Origin of the sequence: Pseudovibrio exalbescens DSM 16456, assembly GCF_000422785.1 — a bacterium.
Lineage (GTDB): Bacteria > Pseudomonadota > Alphaproteobacteria > Rhizobiales > Stappiaceae > Pseudovibrio > Pseudovibrio exalbescens.
The window spans coordinates 1-17,931 of the sequence record NZ_AUGS01000017.1 but is presented as its reverse complement, the minus strand read 5'-3'; the positions used below and the strand labels follow the sequence as shown (position 1 = coordinate 17,931).

Below are 17,931 nucleotides of genomic sequence, written 5' to 3'. Positions count from 1 at the left end.
CTTCCATGACCCTGCGAGGCTCCATGACGATTTCTTGCGCCGGAATTGACTTCGGCACGTCCAATTCCACCGTTGGTATCCACGCAGGAAATGGGCCGAAGCTGGTGCCTCTTGAAGGCAACGCTTTGGACATCCCGACCGCTATTTTCTTCAACTTTGAGGAAGAGGAAACCGTATTCGGACGTCAGGCCAGAGCCGACTATATGGATGGCTTTGAGGGACGTTTCATGCGCTCACTGAAAAGCGTATTGGGCTCCGCATTGATTGAGGAACGCACTCCCATTCTTCATAGGTCTGTTCCGTTCAAGGAAATAATCGGCATATTTCTGGGGCATTTGAAACGCAAACTCTCAAACCATGCAGGGGGTGATGTTTCGAGCGTAGTTATGGGGCGGCCGGTCTTCTTCGTCGATGATGATCCAAAAGCCGACCGTCAAGCGCAGAACACACTTGAGGAAATGGCGCGAGCACAGGGGTTCGCCGACGTCTCCTTCCAGTATGAACCAATTGCCGCAGCATTGGCTTATGAACAGCACGTCGCCCGAGAGGAGGTTGTGCTGGTGGTCGATATTGGGGGCGGTACTTCAGACTTTTCCATCGTGCGGGTGTCTCCGGAGCGCGCGAGCGCCTCTGAACGTTTTGACGACATTCTCTCAACCACTGGCGTTCACATAGGCGGAACGGATTTTGACCAGTTGCTTTCGATGGCCAAGGTGATGCCGGAGTTGGGCTACAAAACCTTGACGAAAGACAAGTCCCGCGTGCTTCCGTCCAAGTACTTTTTCGAGCTTGCAACCTGGCATAGCATCAACCGCTTGTATGACGCCAAAACCCTGCGTGAACTAACGGAAGTCCGCCGAGAAGCAGCAATGCCTGACCGCATCAATCGCCTCATGGATATTGTCACTCACCGAAAAGGGCATGCATTGGCAGGACAGTGTGAGCAAGCGAAGATCGACCTTTCCGAACAAAATTGCGTTCAGTTTCAACTACCGTTGACAGATAGCGCTCTGGAGTTGACGGTCACATGTCAGGAACTGAACGCCGCTATTGTAAAGGCGGCAGATCGCTTGACGGCGCAAATAGATGTTGCTCTCTCCATGGCCCAGATTGCCAAACACCAAGTGGATTGTGTGTTTCTGACCGGTGGCACAACACGGGTGCCGTTGTTGCAATCCTTGTTTCGAAAAAAGTTTCCGAACGCGCGTGTCATTGAGGGTGATGTTTTTGGTGCAGTGGGTACAGGTCTGGCTCTGGATGCTCATCGCAAATTCGGAAACTGAATGTCTAGGCTAGAACCAGACACGCAGACCCACAGAGCCATAATGCGCGCCCCCATCCGTATCGCTGATGAAGCCGTAAGCGCCTGACCGGTGATGAAATCGGAACATCAACTGGATGTTTTGATAGTCAGGTAATGCAAAGGTGATTTCAGGCGCGAGAAAATGTAACAGCCTGTCGCCCCCCGCCTCTCCCCCTCGCGCTTCTTCGCGCTCCGTAATCTTGTCAGCATAATTGACACCCGTGGAGACAGCGATGGAGGTATACAGATACTTGTTCCAAGGAAAGCCATCGAACCGCAAATACGCGGCCGCCCAAACCTCTGTAACGTGCTGTTGCCCATAGCGGCGGGCAATACCTATTTCCGGCTCGATATGGAACATGTCCCAAAGCGACAAGATACGTTTGGAGGCAGCTCCTGCGACGATATAATCGTCATCGTAGTCCCAAGTGTGGGGTGGATGCCCTTCTGTAAAGATCTGATACATGCCGTCCTTGACATAGGATCCATTGTATACCGATATGGCACAGCGCCCCGCACAGGGTGTAAACACACCATACCAGCGCAGACCAAAGTCTGACGGCGGCAAAGCCCCCTCGGTTTGACTGCCATCCTGATCCGATGCATCTGTCTGCTTGTCCGCGGATAGAACATTGCTTGGAGCGGCGAAAAACAGGCAAGAAGCAAGGACCGCCGATCTGATCAGACGACAGATCTCCATACCTATCGGATAGCGGCTCCGTCTTGGGATCCCGATTGCCCTGCTCCTCCACCCACAGCTGCCTTACCGAGGCAAACAGATATAGTAGAGCTACCAGTTCAGGTGTGGGCTGTGGTCCCCCAAAATCTGCGAGTTTCCAAAGATTCGGGCCGTTCCACCCAAAAACTTACGGGCGAGCCAACTGATCAATGATGGGACATTCCGGTCGCCCATCACCGTGGCACGTATCAGCAAGCTCCGACAATGTCGCACGCAATCCCTGAAGCGACCTGATTTTCTCGTCCACTTCGCAAATCTTCTCTAACGTCATGGATTTGACGGAGGCGCTATCACGCTCGTCATCATCATAAAGCGATAAAAGAGATCGGCACTCATCAATTGAGAAACCAAGACTGCGCGCCCGCTGCAAAAACTGCAGACGCTGGATATCTCGCTCCGAGTAATCACGATACCCGTTTTCTGCACGCACCGGGCTGATCAGATTGATGTCCTCGTAGTAGCGAATTGTTTTGGCCGCCAAATCAGAACGGCGCGATGCCTCTCCGATATTCATGTTGCTACGCCTCCTACGGGAATCTTTGGAAGGCTCGCAAACTTGCGAGCCTTACCTTCAGTTTACAGCTTTAATTGCCGTAACCGCAATGCATTTGAAATAACCGAAACGGAGGATAGGCTCATGGCCGCTGCCGCGATCATTGGTGACAACAATGCACCCGTGACCGGATACAGAATACCAGCAGCGATTGGGACACCTGCGGAGTTGTAAACAAAGGCGAAAAACAGGTTTTGTTTGATATTCCTCAGTGTTGCCAATGCCAAGGTACGCGCTTGAGCGACGCCAGACAAATCCCCACGCAACAGAGTGATTCCCGCGCTTTCGACAGCCACATCCGCACCAGACCCCATGGCAATGCCAACTTCCGCGGCAGCAAGGGCGGGAGCATCATTTATTCCATCCCCTGCCATGGCCACCTTGTGCCCTCGGGCATGCAGCTCATCGACAAGGGCTTTCTTGTCTGCCGGAAGTACACCTGCGCGCACATCATCAAGACCCAAAGTGCGGGCAACCGCGCGCGCCGTACGTTCATTATCGCCCGTTGCCATGATGATTTTCAAACCTGCGGCATGCAGGCTCTTGATAGCTTCAACACTGGATTCCTTGATGGGATCAGCGACAGCCACGAGGCCGGCCACCTTTTGGTCAACAGCCAGCAGCATCACGGTTTTACCGTCCTGTTGCAGATCCTCCGCTTTTTCAAGTGCATCAGCCGCATCAACACCATAAGCTTCCATGAGTGCAGCGTTCCCGAGCAGGACGTCATTTTCGGAAACACGGCCCGCAACCCCCTTACCCGTGATCGCCTGGAAGCCATCAACTTGTGCAACATCAAGGTTTCGTTCGCGCGCACCGGCTACAATGGCCTCGGCCAATGGATGCTCAGATGCCCGCTCCAATGCGGCCGCCAACCGAAGTACGTCTGCCTTTTCCCTGAAATCCAATGGAACAACATCCGTAAGCTTGGGCTTGCCTTCGGTTATCGTGCCGGTCTTGTCAAGAACCAACGTATCCACTCTCGCCATGCGCTCCAGCGCCTCGGCATCCTTGATCAATACACCGGCTTGTGCCCCACGCCCGGTGGCAGTCATAATCGACATTGGTGTTGCCAACCCCAGTGCGCACGGACAGGCAATTATAAGAACCGAAACGGCCGCAACGATTGAATAGGCCAACGCGGGACTGGGGCCGACAAACAACCAGGTGAAAAAGGCGATAATCGCAACCAGCACAACCGCTGGCACAAACCACGATGCAACGCGATCCGCCAACCCCTGGATCGGAGCACGGGACCGCTGCGCATTTGCAACCATCCCAACGATTTGCGCCAAAACGCTATCGTTTCCGACAGCCTCTGCTTCAACAATCAAGCTACCGGACTTGTTCAAGGTACCGCCGGTAACATGATCTCCAGCACCTTTTTCCTGAGGCACCGGTTCGCCAGTTATCATGCTCTCATCAACCGATGTCGTTCCTTCAATCACCACAGCATCGGTGGGGATCGCTTCGCCGGGACGCACACGCAGCCTGTCACCCTCGACTATGTTCTCCAAAGGTGCATCGTACTCATCACCATCTGGCAGTACACGACGGGCAGTCTTGGGCGCCAAATCCATCAGCGCCCGTATGGCATCACCCGTGCGTTCACGAGCACGTAGCTCCAGAACCTGACCCAGAAACACCAGTGCGATGATCACCACAGCCGCCTCATAATAAACCGGGACGTGCCCACTGGCCATCTGTAGTGATTGGGGAAACAGGCCAGGAAACAACGTGGCGACGACGCTATAAGTAAAGGCCGACCCTACCCCCAACATGATCAGGGTCCACATGTTGAAATGGCGCGTCTTTATGGATGTCCAGCCACGTTGAAAGAACGGAAGCGCCGCCCATAAAACCACAGGGGCCGCCAAGAACAGCTCAAGATAGATAGCCACCGTTTCGCCCAGCCAATCCCGAACTGGCAACCCAATCATGGGCCCCATCGTTAAAACCAACAACGGAATGGCAGCTCCTACACTGACCCAAAAGCGCCGAGTAAAATCGATCAGCTCATGGTTTGGTTCATCAGACACACCGTCCATTGGCTCAAGCGCCATGCCACAAATGGGACAAGTTCCCGGCCCTTCCTGAACGATTTCGGGATCCATCGGGCAGGTATAAAGGGAATTGGTGTCCTGCTTCTCGGCTAGTTTGGCCTTATTGCCAGAGAGATAAAAGTACGGATCTGCCTCAAAGCGATCATGGCACTTGGGATTACAGAAGTGATAGGTTTCACCTTTGTACGTAAGACTTGGTTTGCCCGCGTTCACATTCACGGTCATGCCGCAGACCGGATCAACTGCCGTGTCGTCATGGTCAGTGCTCTCGGGCGCCCCATGGTCCGATCCACAGCAGTTGCTGCTCGTTGTCTTCGCCTCAGCGGCGGGATTCTTCTGGCTGGTATCGCTGGATCCGTGACAACAAGCTTCATGCGGCTGATCAACAGCGGGTGTCGTCTCAGGTTTTTTATTCATGGCACACCTCATTTGCGTAGTTGAAGGCGAGCCTAATCCTTCCAGTCACTGGAAGGTCAAGAGATTAATAGCAGCTGGAGCTGTATCGGTAGCGCAGCGCTTTTCAATAGGTAAGTGAATGCTTTAACCGCAGGCTCGGACGGGATCAATCGTACCTGCCTTTCCGCTAAGAATAGCACAAACACCAGCGCCACCCGATCAGCCCGACTCGCCTATCGCACGCATGTCATCACGGTTCTCGAAAAGCCCGGGCCATGCTGTCTCTCAAGGGTTCGGTTAGGTAGTCGAAAAACGTTCTGTCGCGTGTCGTAATGAAAACCTCCGCCGGCATGCCCGGTGTTGGCCGATATTCCAACGCTTGCGCCGCGGCTTCAGGATCCAGCTTGACGCGCGCGACATAAACATCGGTAGACGCAAGACTAGGACGCTCATCTGGAAGCGCATCAGCCGAAACATAAACCACCCTTGCGGGCAACATCGGCGTTATCCGTTGGTTCAGGGCGTTCAACCGAACCATTGCCTTTTGGCCTTCCCGCACATTGTCAATGTCGGCGGGGTGAATATTGGCCTCAAGCAGCAAGTCATCCTGCAGGGGCAAAATTTCCATCAAATCCTTGCCGCTCTCAACAACACCTCCCGGCGTATGATATCGCATGCGAACGACCGCCCCGCGCACGGGCGCTTTGATCTCAATCCGCTTGAGCACGTCTCGTGCGGCATATATCTGTTCGCGCACATCATCAAGATCCGCATTCACTGCCTGTAGTTCATCGACAGCACGTTGTGATACCTCATTGCGCGCACGGGTGATCTGCGCACGAGTACGCGCGACCCGTTCGGTCGCATCGCCAATTTCAGCGGTTATCCTTCCCACTTCACCACGAAGGTTCGCTACCGCTCGCTCAAGCCGCAATACTTCGGACTTCTTTATTAGCCCGCGCTCCATCATGGTTTTCTTTGTGTCCAACTCCTCCTTGTACAACGCCATCTGTTCCTGAACAGCCACTCGTTGAGTCTTGCCACCGCGGATTTTCTCCTTGAGGGCATCAATGGACTGCCGAAGAATATCGATTTCGCTCTCCAGTTTTTTGGCGCGCGCCTGAAACGTCAGACCTTGATTGAGCAGAATGCGATGTATATGCGGCTCTTCCCGTCGGCTCTCCAGCGTTTCCGGCCATGCGATTTTCGTCATGCCTTGCCCCTCGTGGAGCAAACGTGTTTGCACAGCCTGCAAACGCGCCTCACGAATTTGCAGGCGCGCCAGATTGGCTTTGGGTGCCGTGGCATCCAATCGAACGAGAACATCACCGGGCTCGACAATATCGCCCTCCTCAACCAGGATTTCCTCGATGATGCCGCCCTCAAGGTGCTGAATGATCTTGTTCTGGCCGGTCGCAACAAATGATCCGGACGCAACAACAGCACCTGCCATGGGCGCGGTCCCGGCCCAGACCCCAAAACCAACAAACGTGACGACAACAACGACCAAGCTGGCCACCACAGGGAAAATCGTGCTGCGCGGCACATCCGTGTACCAACTGCTGTCCAGTATAAGGCTACGAGTCGTCATGATGTGGGCTCCAGCTGCGGTTTCTTGGCGACAGTTTGATCCAGCGTCTGGGCAAGTGCGCTCGGTGGCCGGCGACCTGTTATTAACGGAAGGACTTCATCACGAACACCAAAGGCATGAACGCTACCATCCTTCAACATCAGTATATGGTCGGCGCATCTCAAAAGCTGGGGCCTTTGGGTGATGGCAACCACTGTGATCCCTTCAGTCTTGGCGCGTGCGATGGCCTCTCCAAGCGCTTGCTCCCCCACCGTATCAAGGTTCGAGTTCGGTTCATCCAACACGACAAGGCGCGGCGCACCAAAAAACGCGCGCGCAAGTCCTATCCTTTGCTTTTGCCCTCCTGAAAGGGGCGACCCATCCATCGCGACTTCTGTCTCATAGCCCTGTGAGAACTGCGAGACCATTTCATGAATGTCCGCCATTTGAGCAGCCCTAAATACCTCCGCGTCGGACGCATCCTCCCGCATACGGGCGATATTTGCCTTGATTGTTCCTGGGAACAGCTGAACATCTTGTGGCAGGTATCCCACATTTTCTCCAAGTTGCCGGGGATCCCAATTTCGCAGGTCCATGTGATCAAGCCGAACACTTCCGGCCGTTGGCGAAATGGAGCCCACCAACATGCGCGCCAACGTGGACTTGCCAGAACCGGAAGCGCCCACAATTGCGAGGGCCTCGCCCGGCTCCAGGGAAAAGGACACGCCATTCAGGATCACACGTTTATCTGGTGGCGGAACATAAAGGATCCGTTCAACGCTCAATGCCCCTTTGGGAGCCGGTAACTGCAGGCGCCGGACATTGAGCTGAGAGGTTTGCAGCAGCGTACGAATTCGTCCAAAAGATGCCCTTGCCGCGATAAAGCTCTTCCAGCCCTCGATGGTGCCCTCTACCGGTGCAAGCGCTCGGCCGCCAATGATGGAAGCAGCGATGATCATTCCACCGGTAATCTCGTTATTGAGCGCCAACCACGCCCCCCATCCCAGCATCGTTATTTGTGTACACAGCCGGATGAACTTTGAAATGCCGGCAAAGACAACATTTCGATCCTGACCAGCTACATGGGCTTTCAAAGATGACGCTGTTTCTCTGCCCCAAAGCCTGACACTCTCAGGGATCATGCCCATTGCATTGATCACCTGGGCATTCCGTGCCATTGCGTCCGCCTGCAGATTGGCCCGCGCACTATACGCACCAGCCTGACTAAACGGTATGGCGGTAAAGCGTTGATTGATGCGAGCTATTACCAGCAAGACAAGAATTGTCCCCGTCACGATCAATCCCAAATGCGGGTGTACCAGATAGACAGCCAGCAAATAGATCGGCGCCACCGGTGCATCCAGCATGGTCAACAGGACGGAGCCGGTCAAAAAGCTTCGCAATTGCTGTAAGTCACCTAATGCCTGAAACTCGCGACTGGATCCGTGATGTGACGCCCGCGCCGCAGCGCTGAGTACTGGTGCACCGAGACGCGTTTCAAGATCCACGGCGACGCGCATCAACATATAGCGTCTGAACATATCAAGCAGAACATGTGCAAGGATGAGCCCCACGACAATTATCGTCAGCATGACGAGCGTGTCGACACTACGACTGGTCAGCACCCGATCTGAAATCTGGAAGAGGTAAATGGGAAGCGCAAGGACCAGAATGCTTGAGGCGAAGGAAAAGAAAGCAACAATCAGCAGGTGGAACTTTGCGCGACTAAGAACCGAGTGAAGCACTTGGCGAAAGTCCAGATCTGCATTGTCACCAGCCTCACCTAGTGCACGCGAGGCGTTCGGCGAGCGTAGCCAAGGCATCCATCGGCTCACTGCAGCCGGAAGCTTTACACTGTTCCACCAACGCACGAACCATGTCGTCTGAAAGGTGCGCCACTTATTGTTCCGTCGCGCCATCACCCTGAGACGCAACCGAAACGCTCTCAATCGGCCACCTGGTACTCGACGGCGAGCAGATGAAAAACCGTTTCCAACACTTAAAAAAGTCATAAAACCTGCTTTGGCTACTTCGAGCCACCTTAAGTCAACAAGTCGGTAAACAAGTCGCCGGTCTGCAACGAAGCCAGAGCAACGCCATCAAACTGAGGGCCGGCCTCACTATCTTGCTGAGTGAACGCGACCAGTTCGGCCACCAGATCACTCGCAGCATTGCCGTGTTGCAGTACGGAGCGATCATCATCCATGTTGAGGTTTACTTGTATTTGAAGTTCTTCTTCTGAGTAGCTACCACCCAGATACTGAAAGGCAGATTGGCTGTCATAATCGATAATCTCCGCTTTGTTGCGCGCGAGATTGCCTCCACCCGAGCCAAAATTCTCAATGTCTTCGTCTTCGATCAAAGAAGGATCATTGCCAACGACACGGCCACTATCCAAATCGCTCAACACATTGATCTGCTCGATGGCATTCATGTGATAGCTGTTGCCAGTTACGTAAAGTACTTTGAACTCGGATGAACCAATCTGAGGAAATCCATTTTCATAGTCGGATGGCCGAAAGCTAAAACTCTCATCCTGTTGTTTGAGCGCCTCAAAAAAGGCCTGCTCACCTGACCCCATTGCCTTGAAAAGCGTACCACCGCCCACGTTGGAGATGCGGGCATCGTTGATCAGTGCATTACCTTCACCAGAGCCTGTCAAAGCCTCTGCATCCCAAAGCACTTCATCCGCATCCAATAGAATGTTTTTCTGGGAAATGTAGTTGAAATCAAAATAATCGCCTGCCGTGATGATCATATCGTATTCGGAAACGTCTTTGATCACCTGAGCCGCATTGACCTGGGTGTTGTCACCCAGCGAGATGAAACTGCCACCGGTATTGAGTTCATATTGGATATGATCGTTGTCGGAAAGATAATTAAACTGTTGTAGTGCGGTGACATTAAAGTAGTCACCATGCGCAACATCCACGTCGAAACTGTAAAGGCTGGTTGCACCTGACACGAAAGAAGGGATCAACACCTCGCCACTTTTCTCGGTCCCACCTGTGTTGATCAATGTATCTTGCGGATATTGCGTCGCTCCCCCCGCAAACTGCGCTACATCATTGCCAGAACCCATGAAAATATTGGTCTGAAAGATCGCGTTGGTAGCGTAGTAGTCACCCATGACAACAACCGAGGTTTCAGCCTCAATCAGGTCCGCAATGACCGCAACGTTGGTCGCCTCGTTGTCGCCCAACGAAACCATATGCTCCGGAACCATCGCACCATGCGCTTCTTCGGCCTTATCATCATCCTGCTCGTTCTCGAATTCTTCTGGATCATAAGCCCCGGTGTTTTCTCCAAATTGCAAAGATACTTTGCTGCTTCCCTCCTGCGATCGGCTGCCTTGCGCAGCTGCTACCTCTTTGGCAAACTCCTCTTGCGCCAGAAAATTTTCAGGCGGCAGGTCCAGCGCCGTCACACCCTTCGCAACATCCAGCATGGTTTCCAGGATCATCGGCGCAGGCATTTCGCTGCCTGTTTGTTCCCAAGCCACATGTTCCTGAATTAAAGTATCATCGTCCATCATGGTGTTATGCTGATGGATAATGCCGAAGCTCTCGGGAGCATTGATCTCCGAGTAATTGGCTATGACGTCATACTCCCAAATCAATACAGGCGGAGGAATCTGGATGTTGACGTCTCCAGGCGAAGGGTTGCCCAAGGTGCCAAGGGGCGCTTGTGACGCTTGAGACAGCGGGCCAAGAGCGGTGTTGGGGGCGGGAAAGCTCCAAAGGGGAAGCTTGAATGAATAGTCCGCATCTCCAGAATTCAGGGACACTGCGTCCAGACGCATATCAGACTGAGTTTCAGGCTCCTCGTCGCGTCGGGGCTTTACATCGACCATCTGTTCTACGAGCGCATCGTTACTCCCCTGTGGTGCGTGCTCGTACCGCACAGCTGTAGTGGCCAAGTCTTCCCTTAGTTTCAAATAACCTAGAAAATGCCATGTGATTTCATTAATGGATTGGGACAGCATGAAAATCGCCTTGGGTTCTGCCGGAAATGCGAAAACCTGCGCGAGCGGGCCCGCGCAGGTTCACTATCAATTTTGGGCTCAAGCCATGTCGTCTTCGCCAATGACCGCGACGGTTGAAGATCCACCAACAACCGAGACATCCAGAGAGTTGGCCTGAACATTGGCCCCCATCACAATGGTCTGGTTGAAGGCCGATGCAACGCCCATGGCATCCGCAGTTGCAGAAGTCGCTGCAGCGATTGACAGATCATCACCGGCAGAGAAGTCAAACAGGTCTTCAGCATCCAGAATGCCATCTCCCGTGCTCGCAGACCCACCATCAACCGTAACGGATTGATCCATGTTGGTACCGTTGGCAGAGATGACCTGAGGATTGGAGATCAAGTCCTGATCGCTGAGGCTATTTGCCTGCTCCACTGTGAAGACAGTATCGCTACCGTTCTTAAAGGCAGAGCTGCCTGCGACTTGTCCGCCAGTTGGTGTGACCTGCAGCTCCATACTGTCGTCTTCGCCAGTAAAGAGGAGCGTGTCATTGCCCCCAACAACATCCACATCCATGGCGTTGGCCTGCGTATTACCACCAGACAACAAGGTCTGGTTGAAAGCAGAAACCTCAGCTGCGGCATCTGCCGAGGCGAGCGCCTCGGCCGTAACGCTATAGTCGTCGCCGACTGTACCACCCATACTGAAGTAGCTAGCACCAGCATCTTCAATGCCGTTACCAGCTGTAGCAGAGCCGCCGACAGCGTTGGCAGATTGCTCAACGTTGCTGCCAGACGCATTGGTGACTGTTGCGCCCAGGATCTGGTCACCTTCGTCATCAATGGTGTTACGCTGGCTTGCGGAAATCAAAGTGTCCGCATTGCCGGCAAGATATCCCGAGGCAAGTGTTCCACCAAGACCACTTGCGTCCTCTCCAACGGACACCGTATTGGCGTTGGAGCCCGTGACTTCAATAGTGCCGTTGTTGATCTGCACGTTATTGCCAGTTCTGATGAACTGGTTGAATGCAGAAGCCTGCGCAACCGCGTCGGCTTCGGCACTTGTTGATCCTGCAATCGAAGAATCATCACCGACACTATCGGGGCCGTCCATGTACAAACCAGACCCACCATCGCCGACGACACCAGACCCAGATGTTGCAGCGCCACCTTGCGCGGACACATTTTGAGAGAAGGTCCCATCATTGAGTACCGTAGCGTCAGTGATGCGATCGCTTTTATTATCCAGGTCATTGCGTTGGGATACGTCGATCGTGGTTTCAGCCGAGAGCGGCGGCGTTGCAGGAGCACCTGCCAATTGCCACGCCGGAATATTGCCACCGAGAGCTTCGGAATTATCCTCTCCCGTCGCCATTACCAAGGAATCCCCACCTGTTGCCAAAGCCTCAAGTGTATTTTGCTGGCCATTTCCTGACACTTCGATGCTTTGATCAAAAGCACCTGCAGCAGCGGTTGCTTGAGACGAGGCACTTGAAGCACCGGCAATCTCAGAGTCATCCCCGACGCCTGAACCCCCAAGATCTGCACCATCGGGGTCAGTGTAGTATTGATCGATACCATCCCCACTGATGGCCTGTGAGGCCGAATTGTCTGCACTCACATTCTGGGTAGCACTACCGTTGTTTACAACCGATGCGTTGGTTACCAGATCAGCATCATCAAGCAGATCGTTGGTCTGGCTCAGGGTAATCTGCGCATCTGAATCTGCAGCAATGTCGGATGGAGCAGTTTCCCACGCGCCTATCGTAGCATCATTTTCACCGGCCACAGCTGTGATCCGATCTCCGCCGACGCTGGAGGCAGACGCCTCGTTCACCTGAACATTCGAACCGGTATCGATAGTTTGATTGAAAGCGGAGGCACCTGCAGCTGCATCTGCTGATGCAATAGCCGAACCTGCGATCGAATGATCACCGGCAACATTGGCGGCACCAAGCGTTCCACCGTCAACCTGGCTGATGCCATCTTCCGAAAGCGCAGAACCGCCAGAGGCAGTCGCATCCTGGTTGACTGACCCATTGTTCAAGACAGAAGCTGCACTGACACTATCTGCATCATCCAGCCGGTTGTCCTGATCGAGAGCAACAACTGGATCAATCTTTGGCGTTGTTCCGGCACCGTCCGATGCGTCAATCACGGCATCGTTGCTGCCAGAGACAGCAGAAACGGCATGTCCACCAGTAACCTTCGCATCTGCCTGATTGAACTGAGCGTTGCTACCGGTTTCAATTGCTTGATTGAAGACAGATGCCTTGGCTGTCGCGTCCGCAGATGCAAAAGCTTCACCTGAAAACGATGCATCACCCTTGATCAGGGCATTACCACCGATGGCACCACCATTATCCTGTTGGATGCCGTTTCCAGCTGAAGCAGTGCCCCCTGATGAGGCAACAGTCTGTTCAACAATGCCACCATCAGCATTCGTGACCTGCGGATTGTTGAGACTATCACCATCAAACGCTGTATTGTCCTGATCCACACCAATGTCAGCGCTAATGTCCGCGAGGCCATCTGCATCTGCATCCAAGGCCCCTACAACGGCCGCATCTTCACCTGCGCTGGCAGAAATTCTGTGGCCACCGGTCACCGAGGTTTCAGCTTGGTTCAGCTGAGTATTGCCGCCCATGGCCAAGCTTTGATTGAAGGCAGATGCAGTACCTGACGCATCGGCTTGAGCTGATGAGAGCCCCGAAATAGAGGCATCGTCACCAACGCTTAATACATCTCCAAGAACGCCATCATCTTGGAAAATGCCGTTGCCAGACGTTGCGGTTCCACCATCAACAGTTACATCTTGATCAACATTCGTGATTGGATCAGGTGTTGTTCCAGCAAACGGGTTGTTGGTCACGGTTGGCGACAGGATTGCATCCGTATCGTCCAAAACGTTGGCCGACTTCACATCGATTTCCGCTGATACTTCTGCACCAGAAGCCGTATCAGCCAAGTCACCAACGCCAGCGCCATTTTCTCCGGACGTAGCCGTAGCTGTGCTGCCGCCGATAACTTCGGCACCAGCCTCATTCAGTTGCAGGTTGCCGCCTGCTCCGAGAGCCTGGTTAAAAGCGGAGGCAAGGCCTGATGCACTTGCGGAAGCCGTTGTGCTTCCTTCAACATCGGAGTCGCTGCCAACCCGGCCGTTGCCTACAACGCCATCAGCGGCCAGACCGTTACCGGCCTCAGCAGTGCCGCCATTTACGTTGACCGACTGCGTTGCGATACCCTCGCTCGCCCGTGCCGTGCCATCATTTGTGACCGCTGCATCTTTGATGCGATCAACATCATCCATGGAGTTGGTCTGACGCACACCGATGGCCTGATCGGAGCTACCAGTTGGAGCCGTCAGATTCCCCGCACCATCTTCAATGCTCGCGAGGTTCTCAGCTGCACTGGCAGCATTAACGGACCCTGCTACGGACGCCACATCTGCAACATTGGCCTGTTGATTACCCCCCATGGACACGTCTTGGGTAAAAGCCACGGCCATACCCTCCGCGTCTGCAGAAGCCTTCGCACTGCCGACAATGGAGGCATCACCATCAACACGGCTGTTACCACCAACAGAACCATTGATGTCTATACCATCAGATGCGCTTGCCGTACCCCCATCAACATTCACACCCTGAGTGAGTTGGCTAGCATTGGTAACGCTTGGGGTATCGACCAGTTCGACACCGTCTTGGCCACCACCATCATTGAGGGCATTGCCTTGATTGACAGCAACTTGAGCGTTTACTTCGCCATTTGCAGGGGAAACCGTCGACGCCAACGAAGCCGCACCACCTGCAGCTGCACCAGCTCCGCCGCCGGATACCGTGTTGACATCCGTGCCCGTCACATCAAGCTGAGCAACATTCAACTGCACGTTATCACCAGTCGCAAGCACCTGATTGGCAGCCGAGGCGACCCCCGACGCATCTGATCCTGCCACGGAGGCACCATCTATTGACAAATCATCGCCAACGCGGCCACCTGCGCCGAGGGAACCAGATCCGCCAGCCGTGCCATTGATGCCATCGCCGGCACTAGATGAGGCTGGGTCACTTTGATTTACGTCCACCTTTTGCGTTGGATGGCGAGCGATGTTGCTTTCACTCACAATCGTCGGCTCACGGAGACTATCGGTCTCTTGAAGAGTGTTCCCCTGGCTTGCGGAAACAAGACCATTTACGCTTTCTTGCGCTAGCGAAGATTGTCCATTGTTGAAATTGGCGCCCTGTCCGCTGGAGGCAGCTGCGTCATAATCACCGGCGGTTACGGACCCTGAAATGCTATTGGACTGCGTATTGTTACCCATCTCTAGGTTCTGGGTGAACATGTCGGCACGGCCGACAGCGTCCGCGGATGCCTCAGCGGTACCCGAGAAGCTAGCATCGTCTCCCGCACCCCGCGCCAGGTTTACATCGACAATGCCGTTCCCTGCTGCAGCTGAACCGCCATCAACCTGAACTTCTTGCCATGGGTCGGCTGCGTTATTGACAGACGGGGTAACAAGCCGGTCTTGGTCACCCAAGCTGTTGTTTTGCGCAGCTTGAATCCCACTGTCATTTCCTGAACTGCCCGGCGTTGGAATCGGAGTTCCATTATCATTCGCATCGATCGCATTATCGATCTGCGTTTTCAGATCATTGATATCTGAATTCACTGACATCACGTGTTCTCCAAACGTGCGGCGTCGGATCGGCTAAAACAACGATCATCTACGTCGTCGGATCAGCTGTCCTGCACCGCGGGTTCCCTGCAACAGTCGTTGCAAGTGGCCTTTCGTCATGTTCCAAAACCAACTCCACTTTCCAAACACACGTTCCCATGCCTCAATCCATCCAAGGATCGAGGTGGAAACAGTTGTTTTTTGGTGCACTTGGTTTTGTTTTGATTGCGCCACGAAGGACGGCCCCGGCAGAAAGGCGCGTTGGCACCGAAGCGGCCTCAATAAACACAATAGTTGGGGTGCCAGACAAACTCCAAAAACAGACCCACAACTAATATTGGGCGATTTATCTGTAGGTGTTTTATGTATTTTCTTGCGAAATCACCCTTTAGAAGGGCACGCACTTAAAAATAAACAAATAACTCAAAAATTCTCAGCGCGTCCAATATTATCAAAACATAGTTCAATTGATGCTTCATACATCAAATTCTATAAAAGGCATTGATCAAACGACTACATTTTCCTGGTAGTGACGCATACATATCCGGACAACGCTAGCTCCAACTTTTCACATTAAATCTAGCGGGTTGACCCAATATTTTATTCCGGCGAACGCACTGCTGATGCCAAAACGTGGTTCTAGTCAGTGGGATTTGACTCGCAGCCCGACGAAAGCAGGGAGCGTTCCGTGGCGACAAATCGTCTAAACTGCACTCTAATCATACTAACCATGGATTATTATGAGCGCAGACGATCCAGTCCAACCTGATTTTGAGGCTCTTGAGCGCATAGCTCAGGAGAAAGCAGGTCAAAGAAATTTGTTGTTCGCCCTGATCGGGAACATGAGTTATTGCTGGTCCAACAATGAAAGCATGTTCATATACGTGTTGCAGTACCTGATACGCACAGACGAGATAACAGCAACGATAATATTTGGTACTTTGAACACTACCCGTGCCAGAATAGATTTGGTGGAGAGACTGGCTGAAGCCAAATTGGCCGACAAAGACGCAGCAACGCAGCTTCGGCGTATCATTCGGCGTTTCAACGAATGCACAAAACTACGCAATGAGTTCAATCATTCTGTTTTCAAGACAGACTCTGAAGGAGCGATTACTCACACTCATTCTATGCGCATTCAGCGCCGCAATGGTCAACTGCATCTGGGAGAGTTGAAGCCGGTAGACCAACAAAGAATTGAGGCCATGGGCGCGGCCATAAAGAAGATGGTCAAGCTCAATCGAGAAATTTGGCAGTTCCTTCCCATGCTGCGGCAGGCGATGGATGACACGGAATGCACATAAGGGGGAAGCCTAAGAATGTCGCCCCAAAAAGAGCTACAACGCTTAATTGAGCGCGGATAGGATGAGCTGACCATTTGGCTTGATGGGCGGACACCAGTAATATCCGCCGGTTATGGGTCGGGAAACTTGAAACAGCGGATCCAAAACACCATCAGTCTGACCAACCATGCATTTCAGTGTAGCTTCATAGAGCAGAAGTGAGTTCCCATAGGCGACAGAATAAAGGCCTGCTTCTCCATACCTTTCACCAAACGCGAGGCAACGCCGCAGCATGTAGCCCTCCTCCGGCTTGGTGACTAGGCCAATGCGCTCAATGTCAATTTCAATCGTGCTCTTCGGACCGCTCCTCTCGGTCGTCAACCGGCCTGCAAAGATACCATCCATATTCTTTATCGAGCGCCCATTCTGTCGCGAACCAGTGTAAAGCCAACTTTGAACAGCCACGAAACTACCTCGGTCCAAAGCCGGGTTGAGGCTAGATACCAACACCCGCGATACGGAAGAATGATCTAAAGAACTTGAAGCCATCTCGTTATGGCTTGCCAGATTACGCTCTCCACCGCGCAAAAACGCAGAGGTTGAGCGGATTAGTCGAAAGGTCCCGGAAAGGTGATGCAAAACGCGTTGCTGCAGATCGGCCAACTGTTCTTGGTTCGCGCCGCACACCCGAACCCACAAATCCTCCTGAGTTTCAGGAACAGATGCTCCGGTCCCAGTCTGAGGCCGAAAGAGGCATAAGATCAGTCCACATCGCGCGTTTGCCATAAGTTTGGATCCCAAACCGGCCATAACACCATGATCAATGCGAAGGACCGCGAGCACATCCAGCCCGGCGGACACCGTCGCGTCCTTTTCCAAACGGAATTCACTGTAAATTGCGTGTTCAGGCAAGGGTGCAACGATGCCAGGCTGGCAGGTATTCATTACTGTGTTCTTCTCTGCGGGTGTTTCTGCCCTTCCCTAGGCTCTGTTGACAAAGTTTCGTAGCCAGAGACGTGCAGCCGCGAGATTGAGGAAAGCTTCGAAGGACACTTTGGTTTTATCGTATCGTGTAGCGATCCTGCGGAACTGTTTGACCTTGTTGAACATGCGCTCGATCCGGTTCCTGTCCTTGTAGGCCCGGAAGTCGCAAGGTATCGGTTCCCTGCGGTTTGACTTTGGCGGAATGACAGGGCTGATGCCAGCCAGCAGCAGGCTTTGGCGCACTGCATCGCCATCGTATCCCTTGTCAGCCAGGAACAGCCGTGGCTTGCGGAAAGGCATATCCAGTAGGGCGGGAACGGCGCTGTAGTCGGATGCTTCACCGCCTGTCAGGACAAAGCCGAGAGGGCGTCCTTGACCGTCCGTTCGGGCGTGGATTTTCGT

The 17,931-nt window shown here is 53.4% G+C and carries 11 protein-coding genes; 2 read left to right on the top strand and 9 right to left on the bottom strand.

Going from position 1 to position 17,931, the window contains the following annotated elements; all coding sequences use genetic code 11:
* Window positions 1-23 precede the first annotated feature (23 nt).
* Window positions 24-1,283, top strand: coding sequence for an Hsp70 family protein (locus G512_RS0112100; RefSeq protein WP_028481949.1), 1,260 nt, complete (start codon window positions 24-26; stop codon window positions 1,281-1,283).
* Window positions 1,284-1,292: 9 nt separating this feature from the next.
* On the opposite strand, the gene G512_RS20965 is transcribed toward G512_RS0112100, so the two are convergent.
* From G512_RS20965 to G512_RS0112065, 7 genes are all read right to left on the bottom strand, one after another.
* The gene (locus G512_RS20965) at window positions 1,293-2,003 is read right to left on the bottom strand and encodes a hypothetical protein (protein WP_051269288.1); all 711 of its coding nucleotides are present in this window, start codon (window positions 2,001-2,003) and stop codon (window positions 1,293-1,295) included.
* A gap of 166 nt (window positions 2,004-2,169) precedes the next feature.
* A complete protein-coding gene (cueR, locus tag G512_RS0112090) occupies window positions 2,170-2,556 on the bottom strand; it encodes a Cu(I)-responsive transcriptional regulator (RefSeq protein WP_028481948.1) in 387 nt (128 codons plus the stop codon).
* A gap of 62 nt (window positions 2,557-2,618) precedes the next feature.
* Window positions 2,619-5,075 carry a heavy metal translocating P-type ATPase gene (locus tag G512_RS0112085; RefSeq protein ID WP_081657469.1) on the bottom strand — a complete coding sequence of 819 codons (2,457 nt, stop codon included), beginning with the start codon at window positions 5,073-5,075 and terminating at the stop codon, window positions 2,619-2,621.
* Between the two features lie 229 nt (window positions 5,076-5,304).
* A complete protein-coding gene (locus G512_RS0112080; protein WP_028481946.1) occupies window positions 5,305-6,645 on the bottom strand; it encodes an HlyD family type I secretion periplasmic adaptor subunit in 1,341 nt (446 codons plus the stop codon).
* Window positions 6,642-8,447, bottom strand: coding sequence for a type I secretion system permease/ATPase (locus tag G512_RS20960; RefSeq protein ID WP_051269295.1), 1,806 nt, complete (start codon window positions 8,445-8,447; stop codon window positions 6,642-6,644). Before G512_RS20960 ends, G512_RS0112080 begins: the two co-directional genes overlap by 4 nt.
* A 218-nt stretch (window positions 8,448-8,665) precedes the next feature.
* Window positions 8,666-10,609 carry a hypothetical protein gene (locus tag G512_RS0112070; RefSeq protein ID WP_143181360.1) on the bottom strand — a complete coding sequence of 648 codons (1,944 nt, stop codon included), beginning with the start codon at window positions 10,607-10,609 and terminating at the stop codon, window positions 8,666-8,668.
* 78 nt (window positions 10,610-10,687) lie between these two features.
* Window positions 10,688-15,262: a beta strand repeat-containing protein gene (locus G512_RS0112065; RefSeq protein ID WP_028481944.1), complete on the bottom strand. Its 4,575-nt coding sequence runs from the start codon at window positions 15,260-15,262 to the stop codon at window positions 10,688-10,690.
* A gap of 740 nt (window positions 15,263-16,002) precedes the next feature.
* Between G512_RS0112065 and G512_RS0112060 the strand changes: the two genes are divergently transcribed.
* Window positions 16,003-16,566, top strand: a complete 564-nt coding sequence (locus G512_RS0112060; protein ID WP_028481943.1) for a hypothetical protein — start codon at window positions 16,003-16,005, stop codon at window positions 16,564-16,566.
* A 42-nt stretch (window positions 16,567-16,608) separates the two neighbouring features.
* Here the strand turns inward: G512_RS0112060 and G512_RS0112055 are convergent, their stop codons facing one another.
* Window positions 16,609-17,490, bottom strand: coding sequence for a Dyp-type peroxidase (locus G512_RS0112055; protein WP_028481942.1), 882 nt, complete (start codon window positions 17,488-17,490; stop codon window positions 16,609-16,611).
* A 36-nt stretch (window positions 17,491-17,526) separates the two neighbouring features.
* A partial coding sequence (locus G512_RS20955) for an IS5 family transposase (protein ID WP_028481941.1) occupies window positions 17,527-17,931 on the bottom strand: 405 nt, incomplete at its 5' end.